Origin of the sequence: Pseudomonas silesiensis (assembly GCF_001661075.1) — a bacterium.
Classification (GTDB): domain Bacteria; phylum Pseudomonadota; class Gammaproteobacteria; order Pseudomonadales; family Pseudomonadaceae; genus Aquipseudomonas; species Aquipseudomonas silesiensis.
The window spans coordinates 3,150,262-3,170,680 of the sequence record NZ_CP014870.1 but is presented as its reverse complement, the minus strand read 5'-3'; the positions used below and the strand labels follow the sequence as shown (position 1 = coordinate 3,170,680).

The 20,419-nt window shown below is 61.1% G+C and carries 14 protein-coding genes; 5 read left to right on the top strand and 9 right to left on the bottom strand.

The annotated features are described in order from the left end of the window. Both PMA3_RS14210 and PMA3_RS14205 read left to right on the top strand, forming a co-directional pair. Entirely contained in the window at positions 1 to 1,143 is a 1,143-nt protein-coding gene (locus PMA3_RS14210; RefSeq protein ID WP_064677745.1) for an FAD-binding oxidoreductase, read from the top strand. A 116-nt stretch (positions 1,144 to 1,259) separates the two neighbouring features. Further along, entirely contained in the window at positions 1,260 to 2,426 is a 1,167-nt protein-coding gene (locus tag PMA3_RS14205) for an MFS transporter (RefSeq protein WP_167355131.1), read from the top strand. Between the two features lie 77 nt (positions 2,427 to 2,503). Here the strand turns inward: PMA3_RS14205 and PMA3_RS14200 are convergent, their stop codons facing one another. The 9 genes from PMA3_RS14200 to PMA3_RS14160 form a co-directional block, all read right to left on the bottom strand. Then, on the bottom strand, positions 2,504 to 4,066 hold the full coding sequence (locus tag PMA3_RS14200; protein ID WP_082930326.1) for an MltF family protein: 1,563 nt from the start codon (positions 4,064 to 4,066) through the stop codon (positions 2,504 to 2,506). Between the two features lie 157 nt (positions 4,067 to 4,223). After that, positions 4,224 to 4,949, bottom strand: coding sequence for an NAD(P)H-dependent oxidoreductase (locus PMA3_RS14195; RefSeq protein ID WP_064677743.1), 726 nt, complete (start codon positions 4,947 to 4,949; stop codon positions 4,224 to 4,226). 44 nt (positions 4,950 to 4,993) lie between these two features. Beyond that, positions 4,994 to 6,772, bottom strand: coding sequence for an acyl-CoA dehydrogenase C-terminal domain-containing protein (locus PMA3_RS14190; RefSeq protein WP_064677742.1), 1,779 nt, complete (start codon positions 6,770 to 6,772; stop codon positions 4,994 to 4,996). A gap of 48 nt (positions 6,773 to 6,820) precedes the next feature. Beyond that, positions 6,821 to 9,340: an efflux RND transporter permease subunit gene (locus tag PMA3_RS14185; RefSeq protein ID WP_082930325.1), complete on the bottom strand. Its 2,520-nt coding sequence runs from the start codon at positions 9,338 to 9,340 to the stop codon at positions 6,821 to 6,823. 28 nt (positions 9,341 to 9,368) lie between these two features. Then, complete coding sequence (locus PMA3_RS14180) at positions 9,369 to 10,445, bottom strand: WD40/YVTN/BNR-like repeat-containing protein (RefSeq protein WP_064677741.1); 1,077 nt, start codon at positions 10,443 to 10,445, stop codon at positions 9,369 to 9,371. Between the two features lie 102 nt (positions 10,446 to 10,547). After that, complete coding sequence (locus PMA3_RS14175; RefSeq protein ID WP_064677740.1) at positions 10,548 to 11,903, bottom strand: DUF1329 domain-containing protein; 1,356 nt, start codon at positions 11,901 to 11,903, stop codon at positions 10,548 to 10,550. Between the two features lie 37 nt (positions 11,904 to 11,940). After that, positions 11,941 to 13,845: a DUF1302 domain-containing protein gene (locus PMA3_RS14170; protein WP_064677739.1), complete on the bottom strand. Its 1,905-nt coding sequence runs from the start codon at positions 13,843 to 13,845 to the stop codon at positions 11,941 to 11,943. A gap of 134 nt (positions 13,846 to 13,979) precedes the next feature. Then, complete coding sequence (locus tag PMA3_RS14165) at positions 13,980 to 14,804, bottom strand: SDR family NAD(P)-dependent oxidoreductase (RefSeq protein ID WP_064677738.1); 825 nt, start codon at positions 14,802 to 14,804, stop codon at positions 13,980 to 13,982. Positions 14,805 to 14,854: 50 nt separating this feature from the next. Further along, positions 14,855 to 15,907: an AraC family transcriptional regulator gene (locus PMA3_RS14160; protein ID WP_064677737.1), complete on the bottom strand. Its 1,053-nt coding sequence runs from the start codon at positions 15,905 to 15,907 to the stop codon at positions 14,855 to 14,857. A gap of 239 nt (positions 15,908 to 16,146) precedes the next feature. Here PMA3_RS14160 and PMA3_RS14155 point away from each other — a divergent pair, with 239 nt between their 5' ends. From PMA3_RS14155 to PMA3_RS14145, 3 genes are all read left to right on the top strand, one after another. Further along, positions 16,147 to 17,202 carry a beta-keto acid cleavage family enzyme gene (locus PMA3_RS14155; protein WP_064677736.1) on the top strand — a complete coding sequence of 352 codons (1,056 nt, stop codon included), beginning with the start codon at positions 16,147 to 16,149 and terminating at the stop codon, positions 17,200 to 17,202. Between the two features lie 111 nt (positions 17,203 to 17,313). Continuing rightward, positions 17,314 to 18,630 (top strand): MFS transporter, encoded by a 1,317-nt coding sequence (locus PMA3_RS14150; RefSeq protein WP_064677735.1) that lies wholly within the window; start codon positions 17,314 to 17,316, stop codon positions 18,628 to 18,630. 2 nt (positions 18,631 to 18,632) lie between these two features. Then, the gene (locus PMA3_RS14145) at positions 18,633 to 20,330 is read left to right on the top strand and encodes an AMP-binding protein (protein ID WP_064677734.1); all 1,698 of its coding nucleotides are present in this window, start codon (positions 18,633 to 18,635) and stop codon (positions 20,328 to 20,330) included. Positions 20,331 to 20,419: the final 89 nt, after the last annotated feature.

Here is a 20,419-nt window from a genome sequence, read left to right as displayed (position 1 = left end):
ATGACCACCTATGCCAAACTGCCGACACTCGCCGGCGCTGAGCCCGCGCACGTGTCATTCACCGATCCTGACATCTGGACTGCCTACGGCGCCCAGTGGAACAGCGGCGAACAGAAGACCTTGCAATGCTGCGCCGTGATCGACGAAACCCACGACGTAAAAACCTTCGTCTTCCGATGCGCGGATTGGCGTGCATTGAGTTTTGAACCCGGACAGTTCATCACGGTGTCGCCGATAATCGCGGGGCAAAGCGTCTCTCGCTGCTACACGATCTCGTCATCCCCGACTCGGCCTTTTGCGCTTTCAATCACGGTCAAACGGGTTCCGGGCGGGACGGTGTCGAACTGGCTGCACGATCACTTGAACGCAGGGGATACGCTGCTTGCCTCCGGTCCTGCTGGCAGCTTCACCCCGGTCGGCCGTCCAGCCGCCAAGCTGCTGTACCTGTCGGCAGGTTCCGGTGTGACACCGCTGATGTCCATGACCCGGGCCAGTTTCGATATGGCTGCCCGGCTGGATATTGTCTTCGTGCACAGTGCGCGGACACCCGTCGACATTATTTTTCATGCCGAACTGAATCGGATGCAGGCCCGGATGCCTGGCCTGCGGGTCCTGAATATCTGCGAAGGACCCGGTGTGGATACGCAATGGGCCGGGCCGATCGGTCGCCTGGATCTGGCCCTGCTGCAGGAACGGGTGCCCGATTTCAAGGAGCGGGAGGTGTTTACCTGTGGGCCTCAAGGCTACATGGATGCAATCAAATCCTTGCTCAAACAGGGAAATTTTGATTTTCGGCATTATCATCAGGAGAGCTTCGATATTGCCGTACTGGACGAAGCCCCCCTGTTAGAGCAGGCACCCGTCCTCGATCAACAGGCGGGTGTATTTACGGTCACGCTGTCTCGCTCGGGTAAAACCTTCAGCATGCCAGGCAACCAGACCGTGCTGTCCGCTGCAAAAAAGGCCGGCGCTATCGTACCGTCCTCCTGCAGCCAAGGGGTGTGCGGTACCTGTAAGACGGCCTTGTTGCAGGGCACGGTGGAGATGAACCATAACGGCGGTATCCGCCAGCGTGAAATCGACAAAGGGCTGCGCTTGCTCTGCTGCAGTAAACCGACGTCGGACCTGGTCATCGATCTGTAGGCGCTGTCACCCCAGCTCCCGTTGGAAGGCCCATGATGAAAACCACTGACCCGTCGGGCGACACGCCGGTTACCGCACCGGTCGAGGAAACGTCAACCCGCAACGGTTGGCGCAGCATGCCTGGTGGAATCTGGGCGCTGGGCTTCGTCTCGATGTTGATGGACATCTCTTCGGAGATGATCCATGCCCTGTTGCCGCTCTATATGGTGACAGTACTGGGTACTTCCGTGCTGGCCGTAGGCCTGATCGAGGGCATAGCCGAGGCAACGGCCTCGATCACGAAAGTATTCTCCGGGGCACTCAGTGATCGCTTGGGCAAGCGTAAACTGCTCGCGGCCCTGGGTTATGGGCTGGGGGCGCTGTCCAAACCGATCTTTCCTTTGGCGGGGTCGCTGGATTGGCTGACCGGTGCCCGCTTTATCGACCGTATCGGCAAAGGCATTCGCGGCGCCCCACGCGATGCACTGGTCGCCGATATCACGCCGCCGGACATTCGGGGGGCGGCTTTTGGCCTGCGTCAGACGCTGGATACCGTGGGTGCATTCCTGGGTCCCATGCTGGCGATCGGATTGATGTGGCTGACCGCGAACCACTACCAGACGGTATTCTGGGTGGCTGTCATCCCGGCATTCCTTGCCGTCGCGGTGCTGCTGGTGTTCGTGCATGAACCCAGGCAAGCGCAAGGCACGCGCCGGGTGCGTGCGCCTTTGAGCCGACGGGAATTGGCCCGGCTGGGCGCAGGCTACTGGTGGGTGGTCGGTGTCGCTTCGGTGTTCACCCTGGCGCGTTTCAGCGAAGCCTTTCTGATCTTGCGCGGTCAAGCCGTCGGGCTTGAGCCGATGTGGGCGCCAGCGGTGCTGGTGCTGATGGGGGTGGCGTACTCACTGTCAGCCTACCCCGCCGGGGCTTTGTCCGATCGTGTCAGCCGCGTGGTAGTGCTCGGCGCAGGCCTGTTGCTGCTGGTCGCTGCCGATCTGACACTGGCCTTCGCGCCGGGGATCGGCGGTCTGGTCGTCGGCGTCGTGCTATGGGGGCTGCACATGGGGTTTACCCAGGGGATATTCGCCGCCTTGATCGCCGACCGCGCGCCGCCTGAACTGCGCGGGACGGCATTCGGCATGTTCAATCTGTTGACCGGATTGACCTTGCTGCTGGCCAGTGTCATCGCCGGGGCGCTGTGGGACACGGTGGGCTTCCAGGGCACCTTCCTGATGGGCGCAGGCTTTGCTGTCCTGGCGTTACTGGGATTATGGGTGATCGAGGCGAGAGCTCAGGCTCGATAGCAAAAAAGCCGCGCCACCTGGACGCAGGAAGACTGCACTCAAACAAGGCGGCCAACGTTGCAGACCTCACGGCCCCGTCACAACGCTGCATCGCTCTGATCCTTGAGCTTCTGCGCAGCCTCGTCTTTTGCCGCTTGGGCTTCGATGAGCAATTGGTAGGCAATGTAATACTTGTAGATATTACTGACGTAGGTCACCGTCTCAGCACCGATCTTCTCGGCGGCAATGTATTCGACGTTGTGGAACCAGATGTTGGGGTCCAGCCCACGGATAGCGGCTTCCTTGCGCAGTCTGGATATCCTGCCCGCTCCCGCGTTGTAAGAAGCAAAGGCAAACAGGGCCTTGTCCAGATTGGTCATGGGCTCCTTGCCATAGTATTGGTCGATCATCCAGCGCATGTACTTGATGCCGGCGTTGATGTTCGGCTCGACTTGAGCAATATTGCCGACGCCAAGCTCCTTGCCGGTGGCGGGCATGACCTGCATGACGCCAATGGCGCCCACCTTGCTCTTGGCAGCCTGGTCCAGCCGGGATTCCTGGTATCCCTGAGCCGCCATCAGTATCCAGTCCACATCGTACTGGTCACCGTAGCGCTGAAAATACTTAACCAATGCGCTGAATTTCTTGCGTTCCGACTCGGAGACGGCGGCTTTCACATATTTATCGTTCTTAAAATAACCCGCCAGAATCATGTTGCCGACGGTGGTGCCCTGGCCGTGGCGCGCAATGAAATCGTCGGCGACCGCCCGGAGCTGCGGGCTGCCCTTGCGCATCGCCCAGGCAATGTCTGCGCCGGAGCGTATGACGATGTCCTCGTGCACGTTGATAGTCGGGAACACTTTCTTCCAGAAGTCCGCTTTGTGCTTGTCCACCACGATGAGCGGAATCATGCCGGCGTTGAGCATCTCGATCAGATCCTCATCCTCCAAGGCCTCCGGTGCCTCCTTGAGGATGACCGCCGCTTTATTCTCGTTGGCGAAGCGCTGATTGAGGGCTATCAGGCTCTCGTAGTAACTGGAGGACTTGCGAACGAAGACCACCTGCCCCGCCAATTCGTCTACGCTGGACACCGCGGGCGAGTCGGGGCCGGAGACCACTACTTCGCTGACGTTGCGATAAACAGGTAACGAAAAATCAACCAGGTGCTTGCGTTCCTCAGTCACAGTCAGGTTTGACGCCGCAATATCGCCTTTTCCAGCGGCCAGCGCCGGCAGCAATTCATCCCGTGCGACCGGAATGAACACCATCCGCACTTTCAGAGCCTTGTGTTTGAGCTTGCTACCCTTAACCAGTTTCTTGTTTAGATCCTCCTCGAAAACCCGAAAAAAGTCGTAAGTCGTACCGCGCTGGGCACCTCTGTCGACAAAATAAAAAGTCTTGCTGTAAACCGTCAGCACCCGAATGATCCGTCGATCGATCATCCCGTCGAGATCGCCGGTCCACGGTTTCATTGCGGCATCGAGCGAGAGAGTGAGTTGCTCGCGCTGTGGTGCCTGGGGGGACGGTTTTTCTTCGGCGGCGCCCTGGGCAGCGCCGGTGAACAGAGCCAGCGCGAGCGCCGCAACGACGCGGATGATCGGTGCGGAGCGAGCAGGCGAACGAACCACAGGTCGAATTGCCAGGTAGCTCGCGCCAAACATGGTCAGTGCTCCACACGGTGTTCGTCTGAGTGTTTCAAGCGGATTCATCCCTGACGATCAACCATGGGGATGCAAAGACTGGAAGCACATGGAAAAGCTTAGTTCAGACTTGAACTGTCACACCGCAATACATCGACAACGACAACGCCTTTTCGATTTAAATCTGTCTTTCGGTGAGGCTCGGATCGAGGGGATAAAGCCGATCATCAAATTGCCCCAAACGTGGGTACTCGATCGGCTCATCGGCCTCGATGTTCTGCAGCCGCTGGCCGTAGCTGACCAGGAATTGCTGCCGGGCGTCAGCGCTGATGTACGGTACATGCCAGCCGACAAAAGGCTGCAGCACCTCCAGGCCGACATAGGCCAATGTCCCGCGCAGCAGCGGGCGCAGCATGTCTTCCAGAGGACCATGGATCGCCCCCTCGCCAAACATGTGCTCACGCCCGCCCAGGGTCACCGTCACCAATGTTTTCTTGCCGCGCAGACCGCCTTGATCGTAGAAGCGTTTGCCGCCGTAGCAGATGCCGGACACCAGCACCCGATCAATCCAGCCCTTGAGAATGGCGGGAGTCGAGAACCAGTAGATCGGGAAGTTGAGGATCAGCAGGTCCGCCCACAGCAGCTTGTCCAGCTCTTGCTGGATATCGGTGGCGAGGGTCTGCGCCTTGCTGTTGTGCCGTTGCTCGAGCGCGTAGACCAGGTACTCGGGATTCTCCCTGAGGGAAAAATCCTCGGCACTGGCCACCGGGTTCCAATTCATCGCGTACAGGTCGGAGACCCGAACGTCGTGCCCTTGGGATTGCAGGGTCTCGACGGCCTGGTCACGCAGCGCGGCGGTGAAGGATTTCGGTTCGGGATGGGCATGCACGATTAAAACGTTCATGGGGTTTCCTTGATATTCAGAGGCCAGGTTCACGGGTAATCGCATCAGAATTGATCGGCATCCAGCAGGTACAGGCTTGCGCTGCCGGCTTTGACCGAAGCGATCAATGAATGGATCCGCGGCAACAGGCGCGCGAAGAAAAAGCGCGCAGTACCCAGTTTGGTCTGGTAAAAAACGTCCTGATCCTGTTTGGACAGCGCGGTACGTGCCATCAACGCCCACATGTAGGCATAAGCGGTATAGCCAAACACATGCAGGTATTCGACCGAAGCCGCGCTGACTTCATTCGGGTCGTCCTTGGCACGCTCCAGTAGATCGATCGTCATCAGCTCCAGGTTAGCGATGGCAGCCTTCAGCGGCTCGATGAACTCTGCCAGTGAAGCGTCGGCACTGTCGGTGAATGCCTTGATCTCGTCGGCGAAGTGCTTGTAGAACGCCCCGCCGCTGCCGAGCACTTTACGACCTAAAAGGTCGAGTGCCTGGATGCCGTTGGTGCCTTCGTAGATCTGGGTGATGCGACAGTCGCGGATCAGTTGCTCCTGGCCCCACTCGCGGATATAGCCGTGACCGCCGAAGACTTGCTGGCCATGGACCGTGGTTTCCAGCCCCATGTCGGTGAGGAAGGCCTTGGCTACCGGCGTCAGCAGGACGACCAATTCTTGTGCGCGATCGCGGGTGGCGGCGTCGTCGCTGTACTTGGCGGTATCCAGTTGCAGGGCCACGTAGCTGGAGAAGGCGCGGCCGCCCTCGTTCAACGCTTTCATGGTCAGCAGCATGCGGCGCACGTCCGGATGCACGATGATCGGGTCGGCGGCCTTGTCCGGATCGGCCGGGCCGGTCGGCGCGCGGCTCTGGATACGGTCGCGGGCGTACTCGACGGCGTTCTGGTAGGAGCGCTCACCCAAAGACAGGCCCTGGATCCCGACCCCCAGGCGTTCGTAGTTCATCATGGTGAACATGGCGGCAAGGCCCTTGTTCGGCGCGTCGACGATCCAGCCGGTGGCGCCGTCGAAGTTCATGACACAGGTGGCCGAGGCCTTGATGCCCATCTTGTGCTCGATCGAACCGCAGGAGAGGCTGTTCCGTTGACCCAACGAACCGTCGGCATTGACCATGATCTTGGGCACCAGAAATAGCGATATACCCTTCGGGCCAGGCGGTGCATCCGGCAGGCGGGCCAGCACCAGGTGAATGATGTTTTCGGTCAGGTCGTGCTCGCCACCGGTGATGAAAATCTTGGTGCCGCTGACTTTGTAGCTGCTATCGGCCTGGGGTTCGGCCTTGGTGCGGATGATCCCCAGGTCAGTACCGGCATGGGGTTCGGTCAGGCACATGGAACCGGCCCAGACGCCGGCGTACATGTTCGGCAAATAGGCGGCTTTCAGCGCTTCGCTGGCATGCGCGTTGATCGACAGACAGGCGCCGGCGGTCAGCATCGGGTACAGGCCGAATGACAGGTTGGCCGAGTTGAGCATTTCCTCGACCTGGGCGCAAATCACCTTGGGCATCCCCATGCCACCGAACTGCGGGTCACCACCGACACTGGCCCAGCCGCCTTCGGCGTAGGCCTGGTAGGCCTCGGGGAAGCCCGTCGGGGTCTTCACCGCGCCGTTGCTCCAGGTGCAGCCTTGCTCGTCGCCGCTACGGTTCAGCGGTGCGATGGTCTCGGCTATGAGTTTGCCTGCTTCTTCGAGGACGGCGCTGGCGGTGTCTTCGTCCACCACCTCGGCCAGGGCCGGCAATCGGCTCCACAGTTTGGAGACTTCAAACACTTCATTGAGTACGAAGCGCATATCGCGCAGGGGAGCTTTGTAGTCAGCCATAATCGAATCGCTCGGATGTAGAGGGGCATCGCCCAATTTTGGAGTTTGTTATTGACAGCGTCTTTTCTCAGATCCCGGAGCGGCTAATGCACCGAGACCGCAGGCAGCGGCACGGTTTGCGGTTTGCGGCTTGCGCCGTTCGGCGTTCAACAGGAAGTACGACAGCGCCGGGATCAGGATCAACGCGCCGAGCATGTTCCACAGGAACATGAAGGTCAGCAGGATGCCCATGTCGGCCTGAAACTTGATCGGCGACCAGGCCCAGCAAATGACCCCGGCAGCCAGGGTGATACCGACCAGCCCCACCACCCGGCCGGTGAATGCGACCGCGTTGCGGTAAGCCTGCGACAACGACTGGCCTTGACGCTGGTATTGCAGCTGCACGCTGAGCAGGTACAACGCGTAATCCACGCCGATCCCGACACCCAGGGCAATCACCGGCAGGGTCGCCACCTTGACGCCGATGCCCATGGCGACCATCAAGGCCTCGCAGAGGATTGAGGTCAGCACCAGTGGCAGCAGCGCCACCACCGTTGCCCGCCAGCTGCGGAAGGTGATCAGACAGAACAGCGTCACTGCCAGGTAGACGTACAGCAGCATGGTCCGGTTGGCCTCGCGCACCACGATGTTGGTCGCCGCCTCGATGCCGGCATTGCCCGCGGCCAGCAGGAACTGACGCTCCTCGCTGCTGTTTTCCCGGGCGAACCGGTCGGCGATGGCCACCACGGCGTCCAGGGTTTCGGCCTTGTGGTCCTTGAGGTAGGCAATCACCGGCATCAGCGAGCAATCGGTGTTGAACAGCTCCGGGGCGTTGACCGAGGCCTGTTGCGCCGCGTAGTTCAGCACGTCCTGGTTGCGCTGGATGTTGTTGAGCTTGGGGTTGCCTTCGTAGGTGCCGGCGGTGATCTGGCGGACCGCGTTGACCAGCGATGTTGTGGCTTGCACGCCGGGATACTGCTGCAGCTCCCAGGCCAGGCGGTCGGCCAGGACCAGGGTCTGGTAGTTCAGGCAGCCTTCCGCCGGGGTCTTGATCATCACCGCGAACAGGTCGCTCGACAGTGCGTAGTGGCTGGTGATGTAGGCGTTGTCACGGTTATAGCGCGAGTCCGCCCGCAGCTCCGGAGCGCCGCTGTCGAGGTCGCCGATTTTCAGCTGCAGGCTGACCATGAAGCCGCCGATGCCCATCAGCGCCGCCACCAGTACCGCCCCGGTGGCCCACTTGCGGGTCGTGAAGCGATCGAGCATGTCCCACAGTTTGCCAAAGCCTTTATGCCCGTCCGCCCGGGTGTCGATTTTCAGCGCGCGCTCGGCGGCCTTGCGCCCGACACCGATGTAGGACAGCGCCACCGGCATCAACAGCAGGGAGGTGAAGATCAACACCGCCACGCCGATGCTGGCGGTGATGGCCAGGTCCTGGATTACCGGGATGTCGATCAGCATCAGCACGGCAAAGCCCACCGCATCGGCCAGCAGCGCGGTGACCCCGGCGATGAACAGACGGCGGAAGGTGTAGCGTGCGGCGATCAATCGGTGAGTGCCGCGAGCGATGTCCTGCATGATCCCGTTCATCTTCTGCGCGGCATGGGACACGCCGATGGCAAAGATCAGGAACGGCACCAGCACTGAATAAGGGTCGATGGCATAACCCAGCCAGGCGACGATACCCAGCTGCCAGACGACCGCGATCAGCGAACAGCCAACCACCAACAGCGTGCTGCGCACACAGCGGGTGTAGAGGTAGATGATCACCAGCGAGGTTCCCACCGCCAGCCCGAAGAACATCATCACCTGGATCAGGCCGTCAATCAGGTCGCCCATCAGCTTGGCGAAACCGATCACCCGCACCTTGTACTTGCCCGTGCCCTCCTCTGCGGCCTCGCGCGTGGCGCCATGGCCGGCGAACTCGATCTTGTCGCGCAAGCGCTCTTCGAGCTGACGGGAGAATTCGTGGTAGTCGAGGCTCTGGCCGGTGGCCGAGGTCTTGTCCAGCAGCGGCACGATCAGCATGCTCGATTTGAAATCGCTGGCCACCAGGCTGCCGACGATGCCAGCCCGGTTGATGTTCTGCCGCAGCTGTTCGATGTCCGATAGCGAGCCTTGATAACTGTCGGGCATTACCGGGCCGCCCTGGAAGCCTTGCTCGGTGACTTCGGTCCAGCGCACGGCCGAACTCCACAACGACTTCATCCAGGCGCGATCGACGCCTTGGGTGAGGAACAATTCATCGTTGACCTGTTTGAGGACCGTCAGGTACTGCGGATCGAAGATGTCGCCCTCGGTGTTTTCCACCACCACCCGCACCGAATTGCCCAGCCCCCGCAGCGACTGGCGGTTTTCCAGGTAGTTCTGGATGTACGGCTGGCTCTGCGGGATCATTTTCTCGAAGCTGGGGCGCAACTCCAGACGGGTCACGGCCATGTAGCCCAGCACCAGGGTAACCAGGGTCATGAACAGCATGAACAGCGGTCGATAGTTGAACACCAGCCGTTCCAGCAGGTTGCCGGAGCGCCGGTCGAAGTCCGGCAGTTCGCGGATCACCGGCATGGTGTCTTGTTTCAAATTGCCCATGTCTGGGTACTCGCTCTGGTTCTTATTGTTATTCGATGGGCAGCGCACGCACACCACGACTGCCGACCAGCAACAGCGCGCCGTCGGCAGCCAGGGCGGCACCGGCCACCGGTGATTGTTGCGCTTGTGGCAGCAGTTGCAGCGGGGCGTCGCCAGCGCCGCTCACGAGCATGTGCCCCACCTGGGTAAACATCCGGAAACGGCCGTCGGCGCCGACAACGCCAGCGGTGATGCTGGCCTGCACACCGCTATCGAGCGGGTGCCAGGTGGCACCGCCATCGGTGCTGCGAAACACATTCCCGCGCAAGCCGTAGGCCAGGACTTCGCCAGGCTTGCCGACCACACCGAAAAAGCTGCCTTGATACGGTGTCTGCAGTGCCATGAAGCGCTGCCGGGCGTCATCCCATTTCAGCAACAGGCCTTGTTCGCCCGCGATGTACAGCGCATCACCCGTCGCGGCAATGGCGTTGAGGTGAAAACCCTGTAGATTCTCGGTGCGATCCTGAAACGGCGCCCAGTGCCGACCGCCGTCCTCGGTGCGCAGGATCAGGTTGAACATCCCGACCACATAACCCAGCCGCTCATTGGCGAACCAGACGTCGAGAAACGGCTTGTCGGCGCCCTCCTCGGTCAGCCGCTGGCCTTCGGCGGCCAGCAATGCCCATTGTTCGTTGTCCGGCTCGGCGCTGGCCAAGGCGCTGTAGTGTTTGAACATCAAGTCGCCGATCTGGCGGCCATCCAGCTGCTTGTTCCAGGTGGCGCCAGCATCACTGCTGTGCAACACCACGCCATCGTTGCCCACTGCCCAACCCTGCTCGGTGGTGGGGAAATGCACGGCGTTCAGGTCGGAGCTGACCGGCACGTCAGCCTGCCGCCAGTTCTGGCCGGCATCATCGGAATAAAGAATATGGCCACGCTGCCCGACGGCAACCAGGCGCCGCCCGGCGCTCGCGACATCGAGCAAGGGGTTGCGCGCGGCCAGGACACTGTGCCGGGCCGGCAGTTCCAGCACGTCGACGTAGGTCGATGCCTGCGCGCCGCCGTGCAGCAACGTCAGTAGCGTACCCATCATCAACAGCGCGATTTTTTTGTTATAGGAGCCCATAGTGCGGCCTCGTGGCAAAAAGGCGCCGGTATGTACGCGAATACAACCCGGCGCAAAAGCCGTTCGATCAGGAATCGGCAGTAGCGAACAACAACGAGGCCATTAACGGATACCGGCACCCGCCAGCGATTCCGGTGCCCACTGGGTCTTGCTCAACCCCTCGCTGTACTTGATGCCGCCGTATGGGCCCGGGAAGCCGACGGCGCTGTAGGTGCCGCCAATCAGGTCGTAAGACAGATAAGGCGTGGCATCCGGAACTTGCTGGTCATAGCTTTGGCTGAGGAAGGTGTAGACGCCGCGGTACAGCTGGCCGTTCGCATCGTATTGATCGGATGCCAGAGCGACCCAGCTGTCCTCATCCAGGTAGAAACGGCGCTTGGCGTAAATGTGACGAGCGCCCGCCTTGAGGGTCGCCTCGACCACCCAGACCCGATGTTTCTCCCAGCGAACGAACTCCGGCGCCAAGTGGTTCGGGGTCATCATCGGCTTCAAATCGTTCTGATAAGTCACACGGTAGGTGTTGTACGGAACGATCATTTCCTGCTTGCCCACCAGCTTCCAGTCATAGCGGTCCAGCGCACCGTTGAAGACGAAAGAATCGTCCCAGGTAGAGGCGCCGGCGGCGCCCGGGTTAGGCGTATCGTAGGCCAGGCTCGGTGCCAGCTTCACCCGGCGCTGCCCCGGCAGGTATTGCCAGGCACGGCGCGGTTGCTCCAGCGGATTGACCGAGTCGCGCACCATTACCGCCTCACCGGCACGACGGGCGGGACCTGTGAAGACCAACTTGGTCTGGTAATAGGTGTCTGCGGCCACGAGCGGTTTGGACAGGTCGTCATAGGCGGCATAGTTGATCTGCGCACTGCCGGTCGTGGCCAGGCTGGCGACACCGGCAGCGTCGACGTTCCAGTTGTCGTACTTGCTCTGGATGTTGACGCCCTGATAGCGCAGCAAGTGGTTCCAGATGGCCTCGGCGCCGGTCTTCGGGATCGGGAATGGAATGCCTGGCAGCGCATTTTCGATGGAATTGCCGCCTTCGGTCGAGCGCGCCGCGGTGGCATTTTTTACCGTATTGTCCAGCACGCCTTTAGGCAGCGCGGCTGTACGGTGAGTCGGGTAGACCTCGATGCGAAAGCTCGGATAACGCTTGGCCAGCTCGGCGGTCACCGCTGTCAGCTGCCCCTTGTACTTGTCGACGTTCTTGCCGTCGATCACCAGCAGCGGTTTTTCCGCCGCGAAAGGATCGGGGCGCGCTCTGTCGCCCGCCTTGAAACCGGCTGGCGGGGTGGTCAAGCCGCCTTGGTAAGCGGGAATGGAACCGTCGGCATTACCGGCTTTCTCGGCACCGATCAGGGTCAATTGGTTGCCCAGTCTGGCGGCTTCAGCGGCGTCGACCGCGGCGAAGGTCGGCCCGGCGACCAGGGCCATCGAAGCGGCGATCAGGGTATAGGCGAATTTCATCTTATTGTTCTCCTGCATGCACTTGGCAATGGGTGGTTCAGAAAGTGGTTTTCAGGGTCAGGTAAAGGGCGCCCCGATCCTCGGTGGCACCGGCGCCGGAGGCGGAAGCAAGACCGCCGCCATAGCAGGTGTAACGCTGGGTGCCATCAAGGGCGTTGGGGGTCGAACCGTCGGTTGCACCATCGTCACAGTTGGTGGTTTTGCCGAAAGCGTCGACGTACTTGAGGTCGACGTAGTACTGGTTGTAGATCGCAGCGCTCACCCCGACGGCGTAGTTGCCGGCGTCTTCCGCACCACCGGCGACCACCGGCGAAACGCCGTCGATGCCGACGTTGACCGACATCGGTGCACTCAGGTCCACGCCGGGAAACACCTGGTACCAGGTCGGCGTGAAGTTGACGGCGATGCCCCAGTTGTCACGGGTAGGTTTGTCGATGCCGCGGTAGGTGTCTTCGCCCTTGTAGAGCGCCTTGTTTTTGCTATCGAGGCTCAACAGGTTGCTGTAATACAGCTCGCCCAACAGGTTGGCCGAATCGAAAAACGGGGTGTCGCCGATAGCGACCAGGCCATTGATGGTCCAGTGCAGCGTGTCGCCGGTGGCGGCAAGGCTGTCACCGTCGCGGGGCACATCCGTGATCACGCCCGTACTCGGACTGCGCGCAGGGAGCAAGCCAAGGCCGGCCTGCAACCCACCAGCACCTGAGGCACTGATGATTGCCGGAATGCTCGCCAGGGGCATGTTGTGACGAATGTTCAGATCGCTGCCGACGCTGACACCGCCCACTTCCTTGGACAAACTCAGGCCATAGATGTCGATGTCATCGCCATAGGCGAATTCATAGGTGGCGGTGCCGATCGAGTTGCGCAGCCCGGCTACCCCGCCAACACTGCTCAAACCTCGCGTGTCCAGCACGGCTTGCGGCAGAATGTCCGAGGTCTTGCGGTAGTAGGCGCTCAAGGTGCCGTCGAGCCACTCGGGCGACCATTTGGCCATCAGGCCCCAGTCACCCCGATTGTCCGGGGTGTAGTCATCGCCACGGCGCACGGTCGTCAGGGTGCCGTTCGGCCCGGCCAGACCCGCACCGCCGGTATGCCCCAGCAGAAACGACTGCGCGCCGAAGCCCACCACGTCGGAGCCGCTGTAGAAGGTGCCTGCCTCAGGCAAGCGCGCGGCATCCCAATCGAGGAAATACTGGGCACCCACCGTTAGTTCGGGGGTGACAGTCAAGGTGGTGGAAATCTGGTTGCGCGGAATGAACAGCTCTTTGGCTTCAGTGCCTGGAGACGCGGCCGCCTTGGCCAGGTCGAGGCCCGCCTGGCCGTAGCTCAGCGAGTGCACCGGGTTGAGTACGGTCTCGCCCCAAAACACGTTGTGCTGGCCGGCCTTGATGTTGAGTAAGGACTCCTCGCCCACCTGGGTGCTGTAGAACACAAAAGCATCGAGGACTTCGCCGGATGGCCCGTTGTAATAACGCTGGGCATAGTTGCTCAGGTGCGGGCTGCCAAAGATGGCGGGCGCTGGCGGACGCCCGCCAAATCCGGAAATCGATGAGTATTCATCGTTGCCGTTGACGAACGGGTTGGAGTTCGAGCCGGTATTTTCGTAGGCCTTGTCGTACCAGCTGGCGGTGCTGACACGAAAGCCCATCTTGCTTTGATAGACCACATCCAGTTCGGACAACAGGTCGACACGGTTGGTGATGTTGGTGCCGGCCTTGCGGAAGTTGTAATCACCGTCGTTACTGTTGGGCGTGCCCAGTATGCGCTGGTCCGCGCTCTCGGTACGCACGCCATAGTTGTACTTGACGGTGTTGTCGAAACGCACGGACCAGTCTTCGCTGCCAGTGTCCAACTCGAAAGCGTGGGCGGCCGGCAGGCTCGTGACCAGGATAGCCGTGGCAAGCAACTGGCGCCGCACGGGCAGGAGATTGCGACTCTTCATCGGGTGATACACCTTTATTGTTTTTGTTGAACTCACTCTAAGATCAGCGCGGCAATCCGGATTGACCTTTCGGGGCATCGGTTTGACATTTCGGGACGTCCGACAGACTGTCGAACCGGCCGTCCCGAAATACCTCAGATGTAGGTGCCACCACCGGCGTTGATGATCGAGCCGACCAGGTAGCACTCGTCAGAGGCCAGATGGGACACCAGCGCCGCGTATTCCTCGCCCTTGCCCAGACGCCCCAGCGGCATGACCTGTTGGAATACGCTCAGTTGCTCGGGTGATTGCTGCTCGAGGTAGCGCTCGAAGGCCGGGGTCTGTACGCCACCGGGGCAGATGGCATTGACCTGGACATTGGCGCCGGCCACCTCGTAGGCCACCGCGCGGGTGAAGGCAATCACTGCGCCCTTGGCCGCGGAGTAGTGCGGGCTATGGGCACCCATCGCGGAAATACCGGCAATGCTGGCGATGTTGATGATCTTGCCGTAGCCCTGTGGCTCCATGCGCTGCAAGGCGGCGCGGGTGCAATAGAAGACGCCGTCGACGTTCACTGCCCAGAAGCGTTTCCATTCCCCATCGTCCATGTTGCGGGTGATCTCCAGCGACTGACGGGGCAGCGGCTGGGTCACCAACGCGTAATGACGCTTGCGTCGCTCATCATCATGGGGTTTATCCGGCACCAGGGCGGCGTTGTTGACCAGGATGTGCAGCGTGCCGAAACGCGCGTCGATGCGGTCGAACATGGCGTTCACTTCAGCACTCGACGAGACATCGCAACGCAGCGCCAGGCACTGCGCGCCGCGCTGCTCAATCATGCCACGGGTGGTTTCAAGCGCCTCTTCGTTGACATCGCAGATGACCACGCAGGCGCCTTCGCTGGCCATGCGAAGGGCAATGGCTTGCCCCAACCCGCCTGCGCCACCGGTAATCAAGGCCACTCGACCATTCATTTTCATGGGGAACACTCCGTCTTAGAGAAGGACGCAGTGTTGCCCGGATTTGTGCATCAGCCTTGACCTGGCGGGACATCCACCGGCGAGGCGGACAAATCGCTGCCTACCTGTTTGCTGCGGTTTCGCCATGCCCGTGGCGAACAACCGAACTCAGTGTAAAACCAGCGAGTAAACGAAGTCGGAACCGCATAACCGATCATCATGCCCACACGCTGCAGGGAATAGTTTTTGTTTTCCATGTAACTCAACGCCAGTTCGCGACGTACAGCGTTCAGCAGTTCGGAAAAGGTCAGGCCGACCTCATCGAGTTCGCGTTGCAGGGTTCGCACGCTGACGCCTTGGGCATAGGCGACCTGATGGATGGTGGCGCGCCCGACTGGCATCAACAGATAGATGGCCTTGCGCACATCGAAAATCACCGAGGGTTCGCTGGCGCCCGCCATCGAGTCCATGAATTGGCGAGCGTAGCCGGCCATCGTCGGGTCGGCTTGCGGATTGGGTTGATCGATATCCGCAGCATTACAGACGATGCCATCGAATTCGGCGTCGAAGACCACCCGGCAACGAAAGAATCGCGCGTGGTCCTCCAGGCTTGCCGGTGCTTCATGGCTGAAATGAATACTGCGCGGATGCCAGTGACTGCCCATGAGCGATTTGCAGGTGCGGTGCAGGATGCCGATGGCCAGTTCAGCGGCTTGACGCTTGGGTACGCCCGCCTCGGCCATGACTTCATCGCGGATCAGCACCGTGTTCCCCACCGTTTCCAGGTTCATGGCCAGTGTCCGGTTGAGCAGGTGCCGATACTCGATACTGGTGAGCAGCATGTCGCGCAGTGTGCGCTGATGACTGAACAGCAAGCTGATGGCGCCCAGGTCCGACAGTCGTCGGGCCTCTGCCATGCGCAGGCCAAAGGTCGGGCAGGATGAACGAGCAGCCGAGCTCTCCAGCAGCTTGAGCGCCGCCTCCAGCGGCAGCATGCATTCCGGGTCGTTGAGCATGACAGGCGTCAGGCCGACGCCACGCAGCATCTCGCCCGGATTAAGACCAAGGCTCTGAGCGACCTCGGTGTAGTTCTTGAGGGTTGCAGCCCGTACAAACGCTTCCATCGCCCCTCCTCCCGTGGTGTCGACTGCATGCTGCGGCGAAGCCTGCAATCGACTGTATGGCACCGATTGAGAATTCGCGCAACGAGCAAACCGGCAAAAAACAGCTCGCTGGTTTGACACGTATTGAAAGGTTTTTGGCACGTAATGAGAGGTTTCACGTTGTGGACTGCCCCAAAGTAATCGCCATGCACCACCTGAAACCCTCAACGCACAAAAACAACAACAGACCGGAGACATGCATGAACTTTCTTGACGGATCGCTGCACCCCGAAAATCAACAGAAGCTGGTCATCACCGTTGCACCCTACGCTCCCGAGTGGATGCCTTCGGATTTCCCGGAAGACATTCCGGTGACCATGGCCGAGCAGGTGCAGATGGCAGTCGACTGCTACAACGCCGGTGCCACGGTGCTTCACCTGCATGTCCGCGAACTGGACGGCAAGGGCTCCAAGAGACTGTCCAAGTTCAACGAGCTGATCGCCGGCGTCCGCGAAGCGGTACCGGACATGATCATCCAGGTCGGCGGCTCGATTTCCTTCGCCCCGGAGGGTGACAGCGACGTCGCAAAATGGCTCTCCGATGACACGCGCCACATGCTCGCCCAGCTTTCGCCGGCGCCGGACCAGGTGACGATCGCCATCAACAGCAACCAGATGAACATCGTCGAGCAGATGTGCGAAGCCGATCTCGCCGGTACCAGCATTGCCACGCCGGAGATCTATCGCGCCTACCGCGAGATGACCATTCCGGCCGGCCCCGAGTGGGTGGAGGAACACATCAAGCGTCTCTCGGCCAGTGGCATCCAGACCCAATTCCAGCTGGGCAACATCCCTTCGTTCGAAACGGTCGAGCGCATGATGCGCCGCGGCGTGTGCAATGTGCCGTTGGTCCTGACCTGGGTGGCGATTGGTGGTGGCTCCGACGCCCCCAACCTCTACAACCTGGCGAACTTCGTGCGGGCCTGCCCGGACGGCGCCGTGCTGACCCTGGAAACCGCCATGCTCAATGTCTTGCCGCTGAACGTGATGGCGATTGCCATGGGCATGCATGTACGTTGCGGTACCGAGGACAACCTCTGGACCCAAGGCCGTGATCGCAAGATGAGCAATGTCGAGCAGATCGAGCAACTGGTGCGCATTTCCCGGGAAATGGGGCGTGAAGTGGCCAATGGCAAAGAAGCTCGCGAGATCTACAAGATCGGCACCTTCTACCAGGACGCCGATCAGACCCTGGCCGAAAACGGTTTTGCGCCCAACCGCAAACCCGGCCAGAAAGGCTTTACACAATTCGGCTGAGTCAGACTTGCGGGGGCGCACGTCCTTGTACATGCGCGCTCCGCACGTAGCGCTGCACCCAATTTCCAAGAGCTGCGCAATGAACGCGGCCGTAACGAGAGGAGAGTCTCCGTGACTTTGCACGCCCCGATTGAAGTACCCGGTGACACCTGGCGACGTATCGCCCGACCCTACGCCTGGGTGGTCTTTGCCCTGACCTTCGGCCTGCTGCTGTCAGACTTCATGTCGCGGCAGGTGCTGACGGTCGTTTTTCCGCACCTCAAGGCCGAATGGGGCCTCTCCGATTCCGAGCTGGGCGCGCTGTCCAGCGTCGTCGCCATCGCCGTCGGCGTGCTGGCCTTTCCGCTGTCGGTGCTCGCCGATCGCTTGGGGCGCATCCGCAGCCTGGTGCTCATGGCCGCAATCTGGAGCGTGGCCACGCTGGTATGTGGATTCGCTTCCAACTACCAGGAGATGTTCGTCGCACGTTTCTTCATCGGCGTCGGCGAGGCGGCCTACGGCAGCGTCGGTCTTGCCGTGGTGCTGAGCATCTTCCCGCCGCAACAGCGGTCTACGGTCACCGGCGCATTTCTGGCGGGGAGCATGGTGGGTTCCGTGCTTGGCATCAGCCTGGGCGGAGTCCTCGCCACCCATTTCGGCTGGCGTGCATCCTTCGTTGGCATGGCGGTCTATGGCATGGCACTGACAGTGCTCTACGCGCTGGTGGTCAGGCCTGGTCGCATCGAATCGCCTGTGCGGAACGCGGGTTCGAGCAAGAACAAGGCTCATCCGCCACTGCGTAGTCTGTTCTCGACGTCTTCGGTACTAAGCATCTATATCGGCAGTGGCTTGCAGTTGTTCGCCATCGGCGCCCTGCTGACCTGGCTGCCCAGCTATCTGAATCGCTTCTACGACATGCCGCTGACCCAGGCCGGTGCGATCACCGCCATCTTCATGCTCTGCACCGCGGTCGGCATGCCACTGTGCGGCGCCATCGCCGACCGCCTGTGCCAGGGTTCGCCAACCCGCAAAATCAGGTTGACCATGGGTTACTGCCTACTCTGCAGCGTGCTGTTGACCGTGGCTTTTCAGCTCCCGGTGGGCATGGCGCAACTGGTCATGATCGGCCTGGCAATGTTCGTTGGCGGTGGCATTGTCGGCCCCTGCGGCACCATGGTCGCCGACCTCACGCCGCCCGCTCTGCACAGCACCGCAATGGCCACCCTGGCCATTGCCAACAATCTGCTGGGCATGGCGCCGGGCCCCTTTGTCACCGGCTTGCTCGCCGATCGCATTGGCCTGGCCTCGGCCCTGCAACTGCTGCCATTGGCAGGCATTGCAGCCGCCTTGGCGCTGCTGGTGGGGGTTCGCAATTATCGCAATGATCTTGCGCGCGTAAGCCTTCAGCCATGTACCCATCCATCAACACTAACTTCGAAAGCAGGTTGATCATGACCACAGCATTCAACCACAGCCGTCATTGGCAACAGCGTTACGATGCCCGCGTACCGACTGACATCAACCCCGATGCCTGGCCCTCGGTGGTGGCGATGGCGCAAGAAGCCATGCAGCGTCATGCCAGCCGCACAGCCTTTCGCAGCTTCGGGCGCTCACTCAGTTATGCCGATGTCGACATGCAGTCCTGCGCCTTCGCTGCCTGGTTGCAGCATCAGGGCGTGATTCGTGGCGATCGCATCGCGGTCATGCTGCCCAATATTGCGGCATTTCCCGTGGCGATGTTTGGCATCCTCCGAGCCGGCGCCGCTCAGGTCAATGTCAACCCGACGTACACCGCGCAGGAGCTCGAACACCAGCTCAACGACGCCGGGGTCGAGACCATCGTCATCGTCGCCAGTGCCCTGCCGACACTGGCAACGATACTGGACCGCACCTCGATCAAAAAAGTCATCACGGTACAGCCCGGCGACACACTGGGTACGCCTGCGGCCTTGCACGACATCTACATACAGGCAGCGCTTGACCTGCCGTTGACTCCCTTCGTCGTTGCCTTGCGCGAGGGCGAAACACTGGCGTTTACACCCGTCGAGCTGATGGGCGATGACTTGCTCTTCCTGCAATACACCGGCGGTACCACTGGCCCTTCAAAAGGTGCCGCCCTGTCGCACCGCAACCTGATCGCCAACATCCTGCAGGCGCGCGCGTTTCTCCCTGACATGTTCGACACGGTCGGTGACAACGTCGTGGTCACGGCGCTCCCGCTGTTCCACGTGTTCGCGCTGACGATCAATCTGCTGATCTGCTTTTGCGCCGGGGCCGAGAATTGGCTGATCCCCGATGCGCGCAACAGTGATGATCTGCTCGACACGCTGATCAAGGCCCGGCCGACGCTGCTGACGGGGGTCAATACCCTGTACGGCACGCTGGTGCGTCATCCGCGCATCGGCGAGGTGGATTTCTCGCGCCTGCGCCTGGCCATTGGCGGTGGCGCCGCGGTGCTGCCGGCTACCTCGATGCAGTGGAAGACCATCACCGGCCAGGAAATCCTCGAAGGCTACGGCCTCTCCGAGACCTCGGCCATCCTGTGCCTGAACGTCATGGGCCGCAGCAATTTCTCTGCCGCCGTGGGTTTGCCATTGCCTTCGACCGACATCGTGCTGCTCAAGGACGATGATCAACCGGCCGCACTCGGCGAGGCCGGAGAAATTTGCGCCAAGGGGCCGCAGGTCATGTCCGGCTACTGGCACAAGCCCATTGCCAACGCAAACGCGTTTACCGCCGATGGTTACTTTCGCACCGGCGACATCGGCATCTTTGCCGCCGACGGCTTGCTCAAGATCGTCGATCGCAAGAAGGACATGATCATTGTCTCGGGCTTCAACGTCTATCCCAACGAGGTGGAAGTGGTTGTCGCCAGTTGCTCCGGTGTCAGCGAATGCGCCGTGATCGGCATGCCGGATGAACGCAGTGGTGAATCCGTATGCCTGTACGTGGTCAAGGCCGCCAATGCCACGCTCGACGAAGCCGGTTTGATCGAGTACTGCCGCGCGCATCTGGTGGCCTACAAAGTGCCCCGCCAGGTGCGGTTCCTGGAGGCGTTGCCCAAATCCACGGTGGGCAAGATCTTGCGCCGGGATTTGCGCGCACTGGCGACCTCGGGCAGTCCGACCGGACCGTCCATGGCGGTTTGAGACGCACTGTAGGAGCGTGCAGTCAGTCGGGCAAAAAGCGCTGCCAGCGTTTGGCATCAATTGAAAGGTGCCTGGCACCAAATGAGAAG